Genomic DNA, 16,787 nt, shown 5'->3' with positions numbered 1-16,787 from the left:
ACCACCATCTGATTGATCGCCTCTCAGATCCTGAGCCGATCTACGGTGGAGAAATCGGCGGCCTGGCAATGGTGCTTGCAATGCGTGCGCAGGAACTTTGCGAGCGATGGGACGGTCCATCCAAAGCCTGTACCAAGGGAAGGTCGACCGTGAAAGTAGGATGGGGGAAGTCCAGCAGCTTGCACGAGTCGAGTTACCGGATCGCAGTGCTGGTCGTGGTGATCAGTTGCCATCTTGGTTTGTTGATACTGTTGCTGCGGCCAGCAATCTTCTATCGGGATACGACTCCGGTCGAAAGAAACAACCCGTTGGTACTCAAGCTGCGTTTCTTCCAGTCGCCGCGGCCGTCTTCACCGCATCTTGTATCACCGGTACTCCATCTGATCGCTGCGGCAGTGCACATTCATACAGCACAATCGGGGAGGCCATCCAAGCCGCTAGCAGTTCAACAAGCCGCGCACCTTGACGCACAGTCATCTGAAACGCATCTAACCAACTCACCAACCACACCAAACCTGGACACGAGCAATGAAGGCTCCACCAGCGACGGAGGCTTTCAGGAGCGGCTACGCAATGCCCAGCACTCTTATGCGGTTCACGGGCTGCCCGGATCAGATACGCCCTCTGCACCTGGCATCCATCTGATCGATCCAATGAGCCAAGGTATAGGTGCGGTAATGCGCAAGACACAACGCGCTTTTGGCATTAAAGATTGTCACTGTATTGATGTCGATGTGTGGCGCAGTCTCACTCCACAGGAGTTGAACGCACGACATATCTCGCCTGATGACGTCGACAAAGTTGACGAAAAATATGACTGCAATAGACCGCCAGGGCTGAGCTTCTAGTCTCGCGAAACCATGGATGATTCACCGTCATCTTGCGGCCCGTACGCACTGCGCGGAAAGCGTTTGATTTCTTAAGCAGGTCGCCTCAAGTTAGAAATCTTTTCAATCGGTAACGTCCGGCTTGGTGAAAGCAGACATTATGAAATTGTGGTTTGACCGTCTTTGATGGAGTGACCACCAACGACCATCAAGGATAAACATTTTAGCTAGGTGACCCCGGTCAACGATGGATAGTTGCCGCTCAATGCGCCATCAATCACGGCGACCTGCAATGATTTCCTGAAGAAATCGGATGACCGCATAGTGAGCGCCATCTCGCACGAGCTCAGCTGCTGTTTTATTACCCAGCTCATGAATTTTCGCAGTCCTGAACCAGTCAAGGGTGTGCGCCTCGTTGGCGTCTATTCGAGACGCCCAACGCAGTACCGTTGCAGCCGCGACACACGGAGAAACCGAATGGCTTAATGGAACTAATATCATGACCTGTGCACGATTGATGGCAGAGTGTGGTTGCAATGCTTGCGACTGACTGGCCAATGTCAGCGCCGCGAACTGATGAGAGATGTCATGCTTGAGCACTTCGCCTGATTTGCGCGAGTCCACCCGGATGCATCTTCAGCGATCTGGATAGCCAGCTTGCCGACGGCGCGTTGCTCAGCTCTTGCCAGCTCGGGATAGCCGCCCGGTGCCGTTTCGTTGAACTGACCGCGGCAGATCAAGTGCACGTGATTCACGTCATCCGCATAACCCAGACTCCAGTCCGCATCGAGTTGGACCGTCTGTCCCGGCCATGCGTCGAAGCGATGGACCTGCAACTTTATTCTCAGCACGGGCGTGTTTATCGGCTGCGGGAGTCCGGCGATATCCAGGGTGCCAAGACGCTGCACCAATTGTGCGGACAGCGCGGCGCGTAGTTCGTCGCTCAGCGGTGCAGCCCATCGCTCACCATCGAGTACTGCAATGCCACTGTCGCCTTGTCGCGCCACCCATTGCGGTTGATCGAGCTGGGCGGGGACACCGATCGGGAGGACATCGATCAGGAACGAGGCAGGTGGCAAAGCAGGGCTTGTTGTAGTCACCGGCTCAAGCAGTGTGTAGTAGTGCACCGGTGCAGAAGCGCAAGCCGTCAGGCCGAAGGTGAGTACGATCACGCAATGACGAATGGAGAGATTCATCGCGGGAACTCTTGTGGTGCAGAGACAGAGCGAGAGCCGGATGTAACCGGTGGCGCGTCATCTGGACTGCCACGCAGCAGGGCTTCGGGATGACGGCTCAGCAGATCGGTCAGCACACGCAGCGAACGAGCCGTTCGTTGAACCTCCTGCAGCGTCTGGCCCAAGTTCTGTTGCAACGGCGCATCGCTGGCCAGCACGCCTTGCACCACACCGAACGTTTGCCTGGCTTGCTGCAGAGTCTGTGTTGTCGCTGGCAGCAGTTGGACGTTGACCTGCTTGAGGGTCTGATCCAGATCCACCAGGGTGGTGTTGAGATTGTTGCCGATCGCTTCGAGCGGCATTTTGTCGATCTTGCCCACGATGGAGGCGACCTGTTCCTGCAACCGGTCAAAGCCACCATCCACGGTAGGCACGGCGAGAGGGCGTGCATCGACGTCGAATGTGACCGGCGTGGCATTCGGCATGAAATCAAGCGACACGTAGAGTTGTCCGGTCAACAGGTTGTCGGAACGTACCTGCGCGCGCAGACCGTGTTCGACCATTCCTCGCAAAAACTGGGCGGCTTGTCGTTGCGGGTCGCCATCGGGTTTTGGCAGCTTGTTCAGTACGCTCCCCATTCTTTGGGCGTAGACCTCGATGCCGACGACGGAAAAAAAGCGATGTCCGATCGGGTCATAGTCCAGATCGATCGCGACCACCCGTCCGATATCCAAACCGGAAAACTCCACCGACGCGCCGACCGACAGGCCGTGCAGCGATTTCTCGAAGCGCAGCTGGATATACCGCGCCGGTCCGTCGGGCGGCGCCATCGCACTTTGCTGATCCTTCGCCAAGTCGTAGGCCGTGATGGCCGGAGCGCCCACATCGTCGGGCGGCGTGGCAAAAGCGATGCCACCAGCGATGAGGGTGGTCAGTGACTGTGTACTGAGTTTGAGTCCTTTGGTGTCGAGGGAAACATCGACCCCGCTCGCATTCCAGAAACGTGTGCCAGCCGTGACAAAGCGGTCATACGGCGCATCGATGAAGATCTGCACACTGACGTGCTTCCCATCCGGATCAAGCTGGGAATACGCCACATGTCCCACCTGGATGCGTCGGTAATAGACCGGCGAACCGATGTATAACGAGCCCAGATCATCGGTATGCAGTACAAAACTTCTGCCGGGTGCTCCGTTGATGACCGTTGGCGGTGTTTCCAGGCCAGCAAATGCCTTGTTCGACTGGCTGGACTTGCCCTTGTCCACACCGATGTAGGCACCCGAGAGCAGCGTGTCGATACCCGACACACCATTGAGGCAAATGCGTGGGCGCACCACCCAGAAACGCGTATCTGCGCGAGCCAGACTCTCGGCACTCTTCAGCAGCGCAACGGTGGCGATCACCTGCGAGCCATCGTCGCTCAAAGTAATCGAAGACACCGTGCCGACCGTGACGTCCTTGTACTTGACGGGAGTCTTGTCGACTTCCAGTCCCACCGCAGTCTGGAACGTGATGGTGATGACTGGGCCAGCCGAGAGCCACGCCTGGACCAGCATCGACAGACCGATCAGCGCGGCAACCAGCGGCACCAGCCAGACCAGCGACAATCGCCGGCCACTTCGAGCCACCACTGGATAACCAGGTTCGGTCATCCGTTCAAAGGTCTCATTCATGCGTTGCCATGCCGTCCCAGATCAAGCGGGGGTCAAAATTTAGGGCCGATAGCATCGTCAGGATCACCATCGCGCCGAAGAAGAAGATGCCGATGCGCGGTTCGATGTCGCCCAGAGCCTGGAACTTGACCAGGGCGGCGACCGTAGCCACCACCAGCACATCGAGCATCGACCAGTAACCGACCAGCTCGATCAGGCGATAGAGTCGGGCACGTTCGCGCATGGCCCAGCGGCTGTGCCGTTGAGAGGTCACCAGCAGCAGGCCAAGGATCAGAAACTTGGTGCACGGCACGACGACGCTTGCGACGAAAATCACCAAGGCAATGCCATACGAGCCATCTTTCCAAAAGGAGATGACACCCTGCAGGATCGTGTTGTCGCTACTGCTGCCGAGCAGACCGGTGTACATCACCGGTAGCGCGTTGGCCGGAATGTAGAAAACCATGCCTGCAAGCAGGAAGGCCCAGGCCCGCCCGATGCTGTCAGGACGGCGGCGACGCAAAGTCGTATGGCAGCATGGACAACGCGCATGCCCCCTTTCGCCAAGCCGGTCCTTGCAGACCAGCCCGCAGACATGGCAACCGATCACACCTAGTTGACGCGCACGCAGGCGTCCACTCATACCCCCTGCCTGCCGCGTAGAGGGTGATTGTCGGTTATGCCCCACAGCCAGTGGATGTCGCGACTGGCGATGAGCGTTATCAGCACCATCAGTCCTGCCGTAGCCCAGACGCCATCGCCCGGCGTCACCTGCACGACATTCGATAATTTGATGATCGATATCAGGATGCCCAGCATGGCAACCTCAACCATGCTCCACGGCCGCAACGTGGCAAGCACCTTCATGGCCATTGCGAAGCCAGGAGCCCGGTGCCCGGCCCGCGCGAAGGCCAGCACCCAGCCAAGCAGCAGTATCTGCAAACCAGGCACGACAATGACCGACAGCGCAGCCGGCACAGCGATGGGAGCCGCCGCACCATGCCCCAGCGCCGCGACGGACTGCCAGAGCGTGACTTCATTATGTTGTCCGTGCAGGCTGATGCGGATCACGGGACAGACGTTCGCCATGACGAGTGCGATGGCAGCAGTGACAGTGAGGGCCAACCAGCCATCGACGTTCATGCGATTGGCGCGATAGAGGGTGGCCGCGCAGTCCACACAGCGCGCCGCATCGCCCGATTCCAGGGAGACGCGCCGGTATACGGTGTCGCAATGCTCGCAGACAATGAGATGTGGAAAGGTTTTCATGACATGAAAGACCTGATGGCCCGGCTATCGGCTTGGCCGCGTCGATGACAGAAGATCGCATCGATGCGCTTCTGAGCGCATCGAACGAACAGAGCTAATTACGTCAATTCAATCGTGCGACCAGGTCTTCTGCACCTTTCTTTATTCCGGTCTTTGATGCACTCATTGCCCCAAAGGTGGCTTTTACATTCATGGCATTGGGATATTGCTTTGCCACATAGGCGCTGAGAAGCTGATTGGTGGACGCATCATAGATTTCGACGGCATAGCTGACGGAACCTGACAGCATTCCCTCTTTACCGCGGATGGACTGCACTGCGTTATACGGCCCACCGGCAAGATCAAACTTCGTCACCGTACCCATAAACTGCTTGGTGGGTTTTGCACCCGTCAGCGTCAGCTTCACAAGCAAGGTACGCGCATTCGGCTGGCTCGCCGCGGAGAATCTTTCCTTCAGCGCTTCTGTAAATTGCGCGCGCATATATTCAGCCAGCTCTTGTTTTTGATCTTCGGACACGTTCTCGAACTGACTATCCGCGCCGCTATAAACGACGACGGGCTCGACGATGGCATTGGAGTATTTCCGCCAGTTCGCTCCAGAGGAATAGTTGTAAGGCACGCGCCCGGAACTGTCGTTCGCATTCGGCTGCAATTGTGTTGATGACTCGAGTCCGGTGTATCGAACCGGTTGAGTTCCAGCGCAAGCCGCCAGCGCAACGCAAGCGGCCAGCAAAGCCACTTGATACCCCATTGATGAAACTTTCATTTGATGACTCCGATGGAAAATTAGGTATTCAGCTGGCAAGTGAAGAGCTAGACATCGCGAACAAGTGGCTGGCTTGCACAACGCCGGCCATAAAATAAACCGTACTGTACTGTACACTTTAGAGATAGTGTTTTGCTTCTGTCAAGAAAAATGTACAGTTGGGTTCACTTACGGAGGCCGAATGAAAGTTCGTACAGAAGCGAAGCGCGAAGCCATCATCGAAACGGCGGCGACGTTGTTTCAGGAATTTGGTTACGAAGGCGCGTCCATGAACGAGCTGGCGAAGCGGCTTGGCGGTTCAAAGGCAACGCTCTATGGGTACTTTCCGTCGAAGGAGGTACTGTTCGGTGCAGTGGTCCGATCGTTTGCTACCCAGCATCTTTCGGAAGCCGCGCGGGCATTGCCGGCAACCGCCAATGACAAAACGGAACTCAAGTCCGTGCTGTTGCGCTTTGCCCAGGGAATCCTCCATGTACTGACGAATGACGCCAAGGCAGTCGCCATCAACCGGATGGTCGTCGCCGAGGCAGGCCGATCCGAAGTTGGGGAACTGTTTCACGATGCGGGCCCAAGCGAGTGCATGACGGCGCTCGCCAAGTTGCTGGGTGCATCGATGAATCATGGCCTGCTACGCCGCAGCGACCCACGCGTGAACGCACTCCAGCTCATGTCGCTGATCACTGCCGAGGTGAACAAGCGGATGTATCAGCGCGAACCACCTCCGATAGCACTTCCGGCAATTCGGCGAATCGCCAAACGCGCTGTTGAAATGTTCCTGGCAGGCACCGCACTGAGTTGACCTGGCCGTAGGGACGATGCCCTGCGGCAACGCAGAGATTCATGGGTGTCGCTTACAGACTGTTCGCATCGAATTGAAACGAACATGTCCAGAAGGCTGTAATCATGCTTGGTAGAGCGTCCAACGATCTCGGTAGTTCGCGGGCTTACAGCCATGCCCTGCCCTACTTCCTACCCGTATCAAAGTACAACAGCGTCATGCCCTCGCCCGGCAAAGTCTGTCGGCCACTCATGGTGGCGATACCATTGGTAGAGCAGCGGAAAATCCAGGCCATCACCCAGGGCGCCTTGCCATCTTGCAGGGCAAGCAGGCAGCGGACTTCGCCGAACAGCGGCTGCAGGGTCAGCGGATGTTTGCCGATGGGTACCTGGCGGAATTTGTTCTGTACGATCCACTGACGTGGCATCGGCAACGCCTGCAGTTCGGCGCTGGTGGGATTCAGCAGCAGGCCATTGCCGGAATGGCCGCTGACGGATTTGGCCACCCACCTTTCGGGCTCGTTCCACTGTGTAGCGCGCAGCGCATCGTCTTCCACCCAGTGGCAGGCTTCGTGCGCGGCCAGCGACAGATCAGCGAGGCTTCCTTTGTGCACGCCGTCGTACCAGGCCGGATGGCTGTGCCAGTTGAGCTTGTGGGCGGCGCGCATTTTCGCTTCGGCCAGCACGCGGTCGGCGGCAGAGAGATCGGAAAAGATCAGCCGGTTCCACACATGCGTATAACGCTTTGAGTGATCGGGACTGCATAGATAGCCATCGTCGACGACAACGTCGCGCCAATCGTGCACTTCCACATTCCACCAGTGGCGTGCGCCGTCGAGATCCGGCCAGCTGAGACCATCGCGTGGGTGATCTTCGATCAATACGGTGTTGGCGTGTGGGGCGAGCCATTGCCGCGAATGATCAATCCACGAGGTATCGCGTGGCAATGGATCGTGCGGAAGCAGATGGACGTCCAAACCATGAACCCGACGCTGCGCCAGATGCATGGTGTGGAAAGTGGGCAGCATCGAAGTAAAGGCCTGGATTTCCACCCACGCCAGATCGAATGGCTGAGAGGGATGTTCCGTGAACGCCATATCCAGCGCCAGCACATCCGCCCGCGCGCCCGGCCATGCAACACGATCAGGGTGCAGGTGCGGTTTCAAGGCGTTGACCAGATGCTGGATCTTGATATCCAACGCGTTACGCAACGCCGCATTGCCGACCGCATAGTGGTCGGATAACAGGCTTTGCGGGAGATGTGGCGCGCATGTATCCGATAGCGCGCGTGCAAAGCGTTCGGCGCCGATGAATTCAAGCCGAACCTGTGGAGAAACGCTCATCAACACACCTCCACGCGCTGTGGAACGACGATGTCGTCGCCAACCAGAGCAGCCATCCATTCCAAGGTGGCATGCCAGTCAGCCTGCCGATGGGCCTGCTGACGCAGCACATCGGCAAAGGTGCCCTGGATCAACGCATCGGCAAGTTGTCGTTCCCAGTACGTGCGCTCGGTGGCATCTTTGGCACGCGGAGCGATGCGTGACCACCAACGCTCGAAGTGCTCTGGTGTGCTGGAAACACTGTCACGGCTCCAGTCAATCCACTCCGTGTGCAAGCCGTGGCGACGCGCGCGCCACTTGTTTTCTTCGATGCATGCACGTGACCACACCGGACCCTGTCTGTCGGCCTGCAACTCCAGCAGCAGCGTTTCGGCCTCCCATTTCAACAAGGTCACAATCAGGCCAATACGTGCCAGGTCTGGATGTGTATCCATGACGCGCACTTCGAGCGTGCCATAGCGATGATGCAAGCGGATGTCCTGCCACAGCCCCTGATCTTCAGCGAGGCAGCCGACCTTGCGCAGCCGGTCCACATGCGTCTGATAATCCTGTTCGCTTTCCCACACATCCGGCGTACCCATCCGCGGATAGCGATCCAGCAGGCTGTGCCGCCACGAATGCAGGCCGGTATCGCGGCCTTCAAAAAATGGCGAACTGGCCGACAACGCAAGTACCTCTGGAAGTACATGCCGCAACCGATTCATGATGGCCATGCGCGGTGCACCAATAGCAAAACCCAGGTGTAGGTGCATGCCAAAGCTCAGCGCGCTGCGAGACACATCGCGGTACTCGTCGATCAGCCGCGCGTAGTGCGGGAAGTCCGTCCCTTCGTGTAGCGGCTGCTGTTGCCACGCCGACGTAGGATGAATACCGGCGATCAGAATGCGCTGCCCCTGCGATGCGGCCCTGCGCCGTGCCTGCCCGCGCAGCAGACGAACCGCGGAAAGCAGCTCCGGCACGGTTCGGCAAATGCGCGTCTTGGTTTCGATAACACATCGATGGATTTCCTTATCCATCAAGCCCTCGGGAATATTCGCCTCCGCAAAATCCAACGAAAAATCATGTGCGACCAGTTGTCCCTGGTCGTCGATTATCTGGATTTCCTCTTCCACACCCAACGTGATCATGGTTCCACTCCTTTCCATAACCCCATTCGTGAATTCGAAGGGGGGACAAACACAGTTAAACAGCCAGACATGACTATGCGGCGGAATCTGCAAGCTCCGATGTCGATTGGTGCGCGTCGCGAGGTTTTAGCCCGCGGGGCCAAATAGGGGAGCCCGGGCACCATCGGGGCTTCAATCGTACGCAGGTCAGGCGTACTGGATAAACGTATACGGCGCCTTATACAGGCGAGAGGCTTTGTCTACGCCGCAGCACTGCGCGTAAAGGAGACTCGATGAACCTTGCCTTCAACCGGCTTCGGGATGCAGTCGCGACCACGCGATTAAAAGCATGCCTGCGCTCACCGTCCAGGCCAGCATGGCAAAACCGAGCGTCGCGACCAGCCCGACCCGTGTGCATAACAAATAGACGGCGAACAGATAGACGGCATATGGAATCAACGACCACAACCCGAATAGCGCCGTTGTCTTTAGCGCCACCATCGACCGCTCCGACCCAACGATGTAATGCGCCAATAGCGCAAACGTCGGAAACAGCGGAACCATGCCGGCAATGTAGAAACTCTTCGACTTGGACAGCAACGCGATTACGAGAACCGCAAGTGCGCCGAGCAGACATTTAAAGAACAGGGCGATCATTGGTGTTTAAGCCCCGACGAAAGAGCCTTCAGATAATCACTGCTCTGAGGAGTGTCTTGTGTCAACGCGATCGCCACCGAGATTAAGTGACTGCAAGAAAGCTTGATACAAGTCTAGTGCTTAAGTCGCCCCATCATATAGCTCGGCCGACGAAGTGCCATGGGCAGACCATAAACCAAGTCACACTCGACGAACTGAAGCCACGTCAGACATCTCGACGACGTCAGGCTGGTGGCATGGCGCCGCCTTCCTTCAATGCTCGGAGGGCGTTTCGTTCAACAACTGCTGCAGCTTCAGGTACACGCCGTTGCTCCAGCCGAATCCGATGACATTGTCCTTGTAGCCTGCGCTGATTTTTACGTCGGCGTTGCCGCTGACCATGTTGTATTTCTCGCGGATGGTGCCATCGTCGGCGAGGCTGCGATCGATGGTGCCGGTAAACTCGCGGGCAATGCGGCGCGCATCGTCGTGAAAGCCATAGGCATCGAGGCCGGCAATGGCGAGCCAGTTGGTTGGCGCCCAGCCGAACGGCGCATCCCACTGCGCGCCGCTGCTCTGGTCGCTGATCTGCAGCCCACCCTTACGTTCGAAGATGCCCAGGTTTCCTCGTAGTGCCTTTGCCTGCAGCTGCGAGGCCACACCGGCCCAGAGCGGATAATAGGTCGAGACAAAGTGGTAGTCCGATGGCTTACCGGTAACCACGTCGTAATCCATGTACATGCCCTTGTCGGCGCGCCACAGGTATTTGTCGATCGCCGCTTTACGGACAACGGCCGCCGCAGTCCAGCGCTTTGCGTCGACATCGTTTCCGAGCTGCGCGGCGAAATCATGTAGGTCGCGCTCGTAGCCATACAGCAGGCTGTTGAGATCGACAGTGGCGTACTGATGGGTGGAACCGCCGAACGGACCGACGCGGAAGGTGGTGTCGAAACCCGACTCGCGCATCGCACGATCGCCGAGGTAGTAGTCAGCGCTGAGGCGATAACCGTTGACCCACGCACCGGCGCACACCTTGGATGCACGCACATCGCAGCTGGTGACTTTCAGACGCATGGCTTCCGCATCGTCAGGATGCTCGGAGGCTTTGACCAGATAGCCGGGATCATCCGATGGATGCGCGATCAGCCACGCGATCACGCCGCGCAAGTAGTCGCTGTCCTGCATCTCCAGCACGGGTGCCGAGCCACCGTAGTCGTAATAGCGGGCCAGGCCGGTATCGCCGGCGAGATGCTCCTTGCGTGTCCAGGTCGAGTAGTCGCGCACCGCCAATGGATACGCCTGCGCCAGCCAGGCGCGCGCTTCGGCCTTGTCCTTGAAGCTGGCCGGATCATCCAGCACCGCGCGAATCATCGCGCCGAGGAATGGCGGCTGCGAGCGCGTGAGATAGTAGGTCCGGTTGGCGTTGAGTACCGCACCGTAGTGCTGCACCTCGAACAGTGCGTTGTCGACCATGTCGCGTGCCATCGCATCGCGATGATCGGCGATCAGGCCAAGCACGATGAAGTAGCTGTCCCAGCCATACATCTCGTTGAAAAAGCCACCAGGCACGACATAGGGGTGCGGCAGATAGAGCAGACCCTGTTTGGAGAGCGCCGCGGGCGAAAAGTCACCCAGCTTGCCAATCACCTGCGGTAACACGCGCACATCGACGTTGCAGTGTTTCACTACGCCGGCGAGTCCAGGCGGCGTTGGCATATCTGCAGGCAGATACAGCACCGGATGCGTGGTCACCTTGCTCTCGCGCAACGCCGAACAATCGTCCATCGCACGTGTGAGCGTGTCCCAGGCGTGGTCGATATAGGCGCGCGTTTTCTGTGGATCGGGCTGTGCTGCCGATGCGTTGGTAGCGAGCAGCATCGCGGCAAAGGCCAGTGCATACCGGAACAGTGTTCTCATAGACAGCAACTCGGTGTTGAACGAATGCGTTGAAGCACAATCGGGGCAGTATGACGGTGGTTGCCTCAAGGTGTCGCGTCACATCGGTGCCAGACGAAGGCTTTGATTTCGCCAGAACGATCGGCTAAGAAGAGTCGGCGCGATGCATTCTGCAGAAGCAGCGGCTGGTTTTTTAATCACATTCGGGGATCGATCCATGCAACGACGGCAATTTCTGCGCAACGCCGGTGCAACGCTGGCGGTGGCGTCAACGGCAGGACTGGTGGCCTGCGCGCGGCAGCCCCTGGCCCCCACATCGAAAGCGGGAACCCTCGTTTCGCCACCGATCGCGGGCACGCCGGGCATGGTCGAGCTGGCACCGATCCGGGCGCAGACCGACCGGATCACCGGCGTGTACGTTTGCACGCGACCGTTCCGCGCCGCCGGGCCGCGCATCGAAACGCAAAGGTTGGGCGAGAAAACTATCGTGCACAACTACGGGCACGGCGGCAGCGGCTGGTCGCTGTCGTGGGGATCGAGCATGCTGGCCCTGCGTATGGCACAGGACACCGGCGTGCATAAACTCGGCGTCATCGGTTGCGGCGCACTCGGCCTTACCTCGGCATTGCTGGCCCAGCGTGCCGGCATGTCGGTGTGCATTTACGCCAAGGCACTGCCACCGGACGTTTACTCGATGCGTGCTTCCGGACTATGGACGCCCGACTCGCGCATCTGCGACGCCCAACACGCACCGGATTTTGGCGCACGCTGGGAAACGATGGCGCGCACGTCTTACGGCATGTATCAAACCTTGCTGGGTTTGCCCGGCCGACCAATCGAATGGATCGACGGTTACTCGCTATCGGATACGCCATTCAATCAGCCGCAGCCGCCGGAGGTATCCGACGAGCCGGACTACGGCGAGTTCCGCGATCGCGTGCGCGATCTCACACCGCGCACGATCGACATGCCTGCCGGAAGCCATCCGTTTCACCAGCCGTACGTGCATCGCTATACAACCATGATGTTCAACATCAGCACCTATGCACGCATGCTGATGACCGACTTCCTGACCGCCGGTGGCAAGATCGAGGTGCGCGAGTTCGACCATCCGCACGAGCTGCTGAAATTGCCCGAGCGAACGCTGATCAATGCCACCGGCTATGGCGCCAGGGCCTTGTTCAATGACAACTCGATCATTCCCGTGCGCGGACAGACGGCACGGCTGATTCCGCAGCCCGAGGTCACTTATGGCATAAGCAGCGAGCACATCAGCATGGTGCCGCGCAGCGATGGCCTGCTGGTGCAGGCGTTTGGCGATACCGGCAACTTCAACAATAGCGACGTAACACCGAATCGCGCCGTGTCGGAAGCCGCCGTGCTGCAGCTGGCGAGCCTGGTCTCGCGCACACGCAAAAGCTGAAGGCCCTTGATTCAAGCACGCCACGCCGCGCCCGATCACTTGTCGATCGCGGGCACCAAAGCCGCTATTTTCTTATCCTGCTGAACCACGGCAGCAGCAGCGCGCCGAACAAGACGCCGAAGTCGTAACAGCAGACAGGCCGCCTGACTCGGTCGCCCTGCACCTCAGCGCGAAGTCACCGGTGTGATGACCTGCAGAGCACGAATATCCGCATCGTCCAGATGCTCGGCCTTCCAGACCATCGCCCGGTGGATACGGTTCCAACCGCTGGGATGGTCGAAGAACACGAATTCCTCGATCGGGCCGGGATGCATCTTTCGATATTCGGACAGTTGCACCGCCGCTTCGGCAAAGCCATCCGGCTGACGCGCGGCATTGATGCCAAATGCATCGGCTTCCGCCTCGGCACTGCGGGTGATCGTGTTGGTCACCGGCGTCAGCACGAAAACGAAAATCGTGAACAGCGCCGCGAACAGCGGCAAGCCGGCCACATCACCCGGATCGCGTATGTCCCAGCCTGTACCCCAGCGTCGCATGACCCAGCCAAAGCTCCAGTACACGAACGCAAAGCCGATCACGATGATGACGGCAAAAAACACCAGACCCTTATAAACATGATTGAGCACGTAATGGCCCATTTCGTGGCCGAGCACGGCCTTGATCTCCGCCGGCGTGCTGCGGTTCATCAGGTTGTCGTTGAGACTGATACGGGTGGTCCCGAACATGCCGCTGACATTGGCACTGATGCGCTTGCTTTGCTTCGACGCATCGAACTCGTAGACGTTGGTGGCTGGAATGCCGTTGGCGCGGGCCATCGACAGAATCTGTGATTTGAGCTGGCTATCCGGCAACGATGTGTAGGTGTTGAACACGGGCGCGATGTACACCGGCGCGATGGTGCCGACAAACATCATGAACACGATGGCCACCAGCGAACCCCAAAGCCACCATGTGCGCGTTGCCTTGCGGATCACCGCGTAAACGATCACCAGCGCCACCGTACCGAGAATCAGCGCCACGATCAGACCCTTCACCTGATCGCCAGACCACTGCGCAAAATCCTGGGTAGACAGGCCGTACTTGTGTTCACGCACGTAGTCTTCGTAGAAATTCCATGGCAGCGTCAGCAGGCTCGTCAGCACGATGTACTGGATTGCATAGATGGCCGTCTGCAGCCAGCGAAAGCGCGTGATGCGCTCGGCCAGGTTGCGCATGCGCACCGATAACTGCGTACCCAGCAACAACCACGCCACACCCAACGCCCACAGGCAATCCCACAGCACCAACCAGTAGCCGCCCTCGAAATACGCATCGGAATTCGCCCGCGCCTCCGGCGATAGCTGCGACATGTAAGTGTTGGTAGCTTCGTCGACATCGAAATGCGGTGAGGTGGCAAGCGCTGACGTTGTTGCGGTCACCGGCGTGCTGTCAGCGGCCGGTGCCGAAAAGACAGAAGTGACGCCAAATACCAGGACAACTGCCAACAGCATCGCTAGAAAAGATTTCATGGACGACTCCCCGCGCCTGAAGTCTCACAAACGTACTGGAAGCACCCGAAGTGCGCCAGCGCTACCAAGGCTTGGGCTGCCTGCCAGCTAATGCGGCATTGACTGGACTTGCTGCCGTGAGGGAATCTCAACGCTGGCGTAAGACCAAGGGCGTCAGCTTTAGCACTACGAAAGGTAACTTTCCCCGTGCACCGACGAAGAACAAAGGTAACGACACGCATCACTGCACTCATCCTATCCGCCGTGTCGGCTGGAGTCCGCCATGAACACATTCATTCAATTACCCGCCAAACTCCTGCTCGGCGTGTTTGCGCTGATTGCCTTCAACGAAATCGGCTACGCACAGGATCATCCCGCGCCCGCACCGCTTGTGGTGGTTGAACTATTCCAGAGCCAGGGCTGTTCGTCGTGCCCACCGGCCGAAGCCAACCTCAACGCCATCGCGGGGCAAGCAAACATTCTCGCGCTATCGTTTGCTGTCACTTATTGGGACAACCTCGGTTGGAAAGACACCTTCGCCAGCGAAGCGTTTACCGACCGGCAATACGACTACTCGCACTACCAGAAACAGAATGGCGTCTACACCCCGCAGGTCGTGGTGAATGGACAACAAGATCTCGTCGGCACGGACCGCGCACAACTCAATCAGGTGATCGCACAGGCGCATACGCAAGGACCTTCCCTGTCATGGGAGAACGGCCAACTGCGGGTGGGTTCCGGCAAGCCTGCTGCACGGGCTGATGTCTGGCTGGTGCGCTACGACCCGCGCACGATCAACGTCGCTATTCGCGCCGGCGAAAACGGCGGTCGCACTCTTCCCCATCGCAACGTGGTGCGCGAACTCGTCAACCTCGGCACGTGGGATGGAAGCCCCAAGACGTTCAACATACCGGCAGCGAAATTGACTGACCTGTCCACCGCCGCACTGGTGCAGATCAAGGCCGGCGGCGCAATTCTTGGTGCCTCGAAGGACACCGGCGTGCCAATGAGTACTGTTCCTCGCTAATCGATTCACTCCGTTGGAGCAGATCAAGCACTGCCGATAAAAGCCGGATACGGAATGGTACTCGGATCCGGCTTTTCTTCTTTACGTAGGCATACGTGGTCACTGCTTTGCAACATCAGCATGATTGTCGACCACATCATGACGACGCTCGCCATTACCGATGCACTGTCTCTTCGATACCGGTAATTCGGTGTGATCGTGACTGCGCCATCGCGTGGCTGTGGTACGTTCGCGGCGATCGCTGGTTCCCGCATTCAACGGAGCATTCGCCATGCGTTTTTTCAAGCTGCTGATTGCCGTTCTGCTTGTGTCGCTTGGTCTGACCAGCGCCAGGCTCCGTGCGCAGACGCTGCGTGTGATGACGTTCAATGTACGCACAGGCATCGCCAACGATGGCCCGAACGACTGGAACCACCGACGCGACATCATGGTGCGCACGATCCGCGAGCAGCATCCGGATGTGCTCGGCACGCAGGAGCTGAACAAATTCCAGGGCGATTACATCGTCAGCAAACTGCCGCAATACGTCTGGTTCGGTATCGGTCGCCGCGGCGATGATGGCGACGAGCATATGGGTGTGTTCTATCGCAGCGACCGCCTGCGCGTGATCGACTCCGGCAATTACTGGTTGTCCGACACACCCGACAAACCCGGCAGCATCACCTGTGGCAACCCATATCCGCGCATGGTCACGTGGGCGCTGTTCGAGCGCAAAGCCGATGACCGGCATTTCTACTACTGCAACACGCACTTTCCGTATCGCGATCAGGATGAGCTGGCGCGCACGCGCTCGGCGCAGGAAATTCTCTCACGCCTGAATGCGTTACCGACCGACCTACCCATCGTCATGACGGGCGACTTCAACAGCGCGCCCGACAAACCCGACCATGCGGTACTCACCTCACTGCTGGACGATGCATGGATCAGTGCGGGCAGCCATGGCGGACCGGAAAAGACCTTCCACAATTTCACCGGCATTCCGGATCGCCGCATCGACTGGATTCTCTACCGTGACTTTCGCGCGCTGACCGCGCAGACGGTCACCACGCAGCAGGATGATCGCTATCCGTCCGATCATTTTCCGGTTGTGGCCGTGCTGGCATGGCCTGCCCGGCAGAAGGTACGCGTCAGCGAAAAACCTGCGTCGACGTCACTGCCGGCTACGCCTTGAGCAGCACCATGAGGCTCAGTGCATTTGCGACAGCAGTTTTTCGCCCGCTGCCTGGGCAGCGGCAAGCGCCTCCTCGGCGGACTCGAACTGGCCCGCGACCGTGATGGGTTCACCGCGCAGGCCTTGGTCGTCCTGGATGATATAAGTAGCTTCGTAGACGAGCCGGCCATCCTTGGATGACTCGCGCTGACATGAAGGAAAAATCTTGTAACCGGATGCGTTGCTCATCGGA

Annotated in this window: 16 protein-coding genes; 5 read left to right on the top strand and 11 right to left on the bottom strand. The window is 58.6% G+C overall.

The genetic code is table 11. The annotated features are described in order from the left end of the window. Nucleotides 1-149 precede the first annotated feature (149 nt). Complete coding sequence (locus HDE80_RS00345; protein WP_184666807.1) at nt 150-848, top strand: hypothetical protein; 699 nt, start codon at nt 150-152, stop codon at nt 846-848. Between the two features lie 539 nt (nt 849-1,387). On the opposite strand, the gene HDE80_RS00340 is transcribed toward HDE80_RS00345, so the two are convergent. The 5 genes from HDE80_RS00340 to HDE80_RS00320 all read right to left on the bottom strand — a co-directional run bounded on the left by HDE80_RS00340 (nt 1,388) and on the right by HDE80_RS00320 (nt 5,689). Further along, entirely contained in the window at nt 1,388-2,023 is a 636-nt protein-coding gene (locus HDE80_RS00340; protein WP_184666805.1) for a PqiC family protein, read from the bottom strand. Next, on the bottom strand, nt 2,020-3,675 hold the full coding sequence (locus HDE80_RS00335; RefSeq protein WP_184666803.1) for an MlaD family protein: 1,656 nt from the start codon (nt 3,673-3,675) through the stop codon (nt 2,020-2,022). The genes HDE80_RS00340 and HDE80_RS00335 overlap by 4 nt, the downstream gene beginning before the upstream one ends. Continuing rightward, entirely contained in the window at nt 3,668-4,297 is a 630-nt protein-coding gene (locus HDE80_RS00330; protein ID WP_184666801.1) for a paraquat-inducible protein A, read from the bottom strand. The genes HDE80_RS00335 and HDE80_RS00330 overlap by 8 nt, the downstream gene beginning before the upstream one ends. After that, nucleotides 4,294-4,923 carry a paraquat-inducible protein A gene (locus tag HDE80_RS00325; RefSeq protein WP_184666799.1) on the bottom strand — a complete coding sequence of 210 codons (630 nt, stop codon included), beginning with the start codon at nt 4,921-4,923 and terminating at the stop codon, nt 4,294-4,296. Before HDE80_RS00325 ends, HDE80_RS00330 begins: the two co-directional genes overlap by 4 nt. Nucleotides 4,924-5,026: 103 nt before the next feature. Then, nucleotides 5,027-5,689, bottom strand: coding sequence for a DUF3313 domain-containing protein (locus tag HDE80_RS00320; RefSeq protein ID WP_184666798.1), 663 nt, complete (start codon nt 5,687-5,689; stop codon nt 5,027-5,029). Nucleotides 5,690-5,762: 73 nt separating this feature from the next. Between HDE80_RS00320 and HDE80_RS00315 the strand changes: the two genes are divergently transcribed. Then, on the top strand, nt 5,763-6,488 hold the full coding sequence (locus HDE80_RS00315; protein WP_255483504.1) for a TetR/AcrR family transcriptional regulator: 726 nt from the start codon (nt 5,763-5,765) through the stop codon (nt 6,486-6,488). A gap of 163 nt (nt 6,489-6,651) precedes the next feature. Here the strand turns inward: HDE80_RS00315 and HDE80_RS00310 are convergent, their stop codons facing one another. The 4 genes from HDE80_RS00310 to HDE80_RS00295 all read right to left on the bottom strand — a co-directional run bounded on the left by HDE80_RS00310 (nt 6,652) and on the right by HDE80_RS00295 (nt 11,429). Then, nucleotides 6,652-7,809: a hypothetical protein gene (locus HDE80_RS00310; protein WP_184666796.1), complete on the bottom strand. Its 1,158-nt coding sequence runs from the start codon at nt 7,807-7,809 to the stop codon at nt 6,652-6,654. Continuing rightward, nucleotides 7,809-8,936 carry a YbdK family carboxylate-amine ligase gene (locus HDE80_RS00305; RefSeq protein ID WP_184666794.1) on the bottom strand — a complete coding sequence of 376 codons (1,128 nt, stop codon included), beginning with the start codon at nt 8,934-8,936 and terminating at the stop codon, nt 7,809-7,811. Before HDE80_RS00305 ends, HDE80_RS00310 begins: the two co-directional genes overlap by 1 nt. Before the next feature lie 285 nt (nt 8,937-9,221). Continuing rightward, on the bottom strand, nt 9,222-9,572 hold the full coding sequence (locus HDE80_RS00300; protein WP_184666792.1) for a GlpM family protein: 351 nt from the start codon (nt 9,570-9,572) through the stop codon (nt 9,222-9,224). 252 nt (nt 9,573-9,824) lie between these two features. Further along, nucleotides 9,825-11,429, bottom strand: a complete 1,605-nt coding sequence (locus HDE80_RS00295; RefSeq protein ID WP_255483548.1) for an alpha,alpha-trehalase — start codon at nt 11,427-11,429, stop codon at nt 9,825-9,827. 235 nt (nt 11,430-11,664) lie between these two features. Between HDE80_RS00295 and HDE80_RS00290 the strand changes: the two genes are divergently transcribed. Beyond that, complete coding sequence (locus HDE80_RS00290; protein WP_184666788.1) at nt 11,665-12,870, top strand: FAD-dependent oxidoreductase; 1,206 nt, start codon at nt 11,665-11,667, stop codon at nt 12,868-12,870. Nucleotides 12,871-13,034: 164 nt separating this feature from the next. Here the strand turns inward: HDE80_RS00290 and HDE80_RS00285 are convergent, their stop codons facing one another. Continuing rightward, nucleotides 13,035-14,378, bottom strand: a complete 1,344-nt coding sequence (locus HDE80_RS00285; RefSeq protein WP_221437370.1) for a M48 family metallopeptidase — start codon at nt 14,376-14,378, stop codon at nt 13,035-13,037. A gap of 262 nt (nt 14,379-14,640) precedes the next feature. Between HDE80_RS00285 and HDE80_RS00280 the strand changes: the two genes are divergently transcribed. Together HDE80_RS00280 and HDE80_RS00275 are read left to right on the top strand one after the other, a co-directional pair. After that, on the top strand, nt 14,641-15,384 hold the full coding sequence (locus HDE80_RS00280; RefSeq protein WP_184666786.1) for a DUF1223 domain-containing protein: 744 nt from the start codon (nt 14,641-14,643) through the stop codon (nt 15,382-15,384). A 271-nt stretch (nt 15,385-15,655) separates the two neighbouring features. Next, complete coding sequence (locus tag HDE80_RS00275; protein ID WP_184666784.1) at nt 15,656-16,555, top strand: endonuclease/exonuclease/phosphatase family protein; 900 nt, start codon at nt 15,656-15,658, stop codon at nt 16,553-16,555. 15 nt (nt 16,556-16,570) lie between these two features. Here the strand turns inward: HDE80_RS00275 and HDE80_RS00270 are convergent, their stop codons facing one another. Next, complete coding sequence (locus tag HDE80_RS00270) at nt 16,571-16,783, bottom strand: hypothetical protein (protein WP_184601747.1); 213 nt, start codon at nt 16,781-16,783, stop codon at nt 16,571-16,573. Nucleotides 16,784-16,787: the final 4 nt, after the last annotated feature.

This window comes from Rhodanobacter sp. A1T4, from assembly GCF_014207185.1.
GTDB lineage: Bacteria > Pseudomonadota > Gammaproteobacteria > Xanthomonadales > Rhodanobacteraceae > Rhodanobacter.
This window is presented reverse-complemented; position numbering and strand designations above follow the sequence as displayed.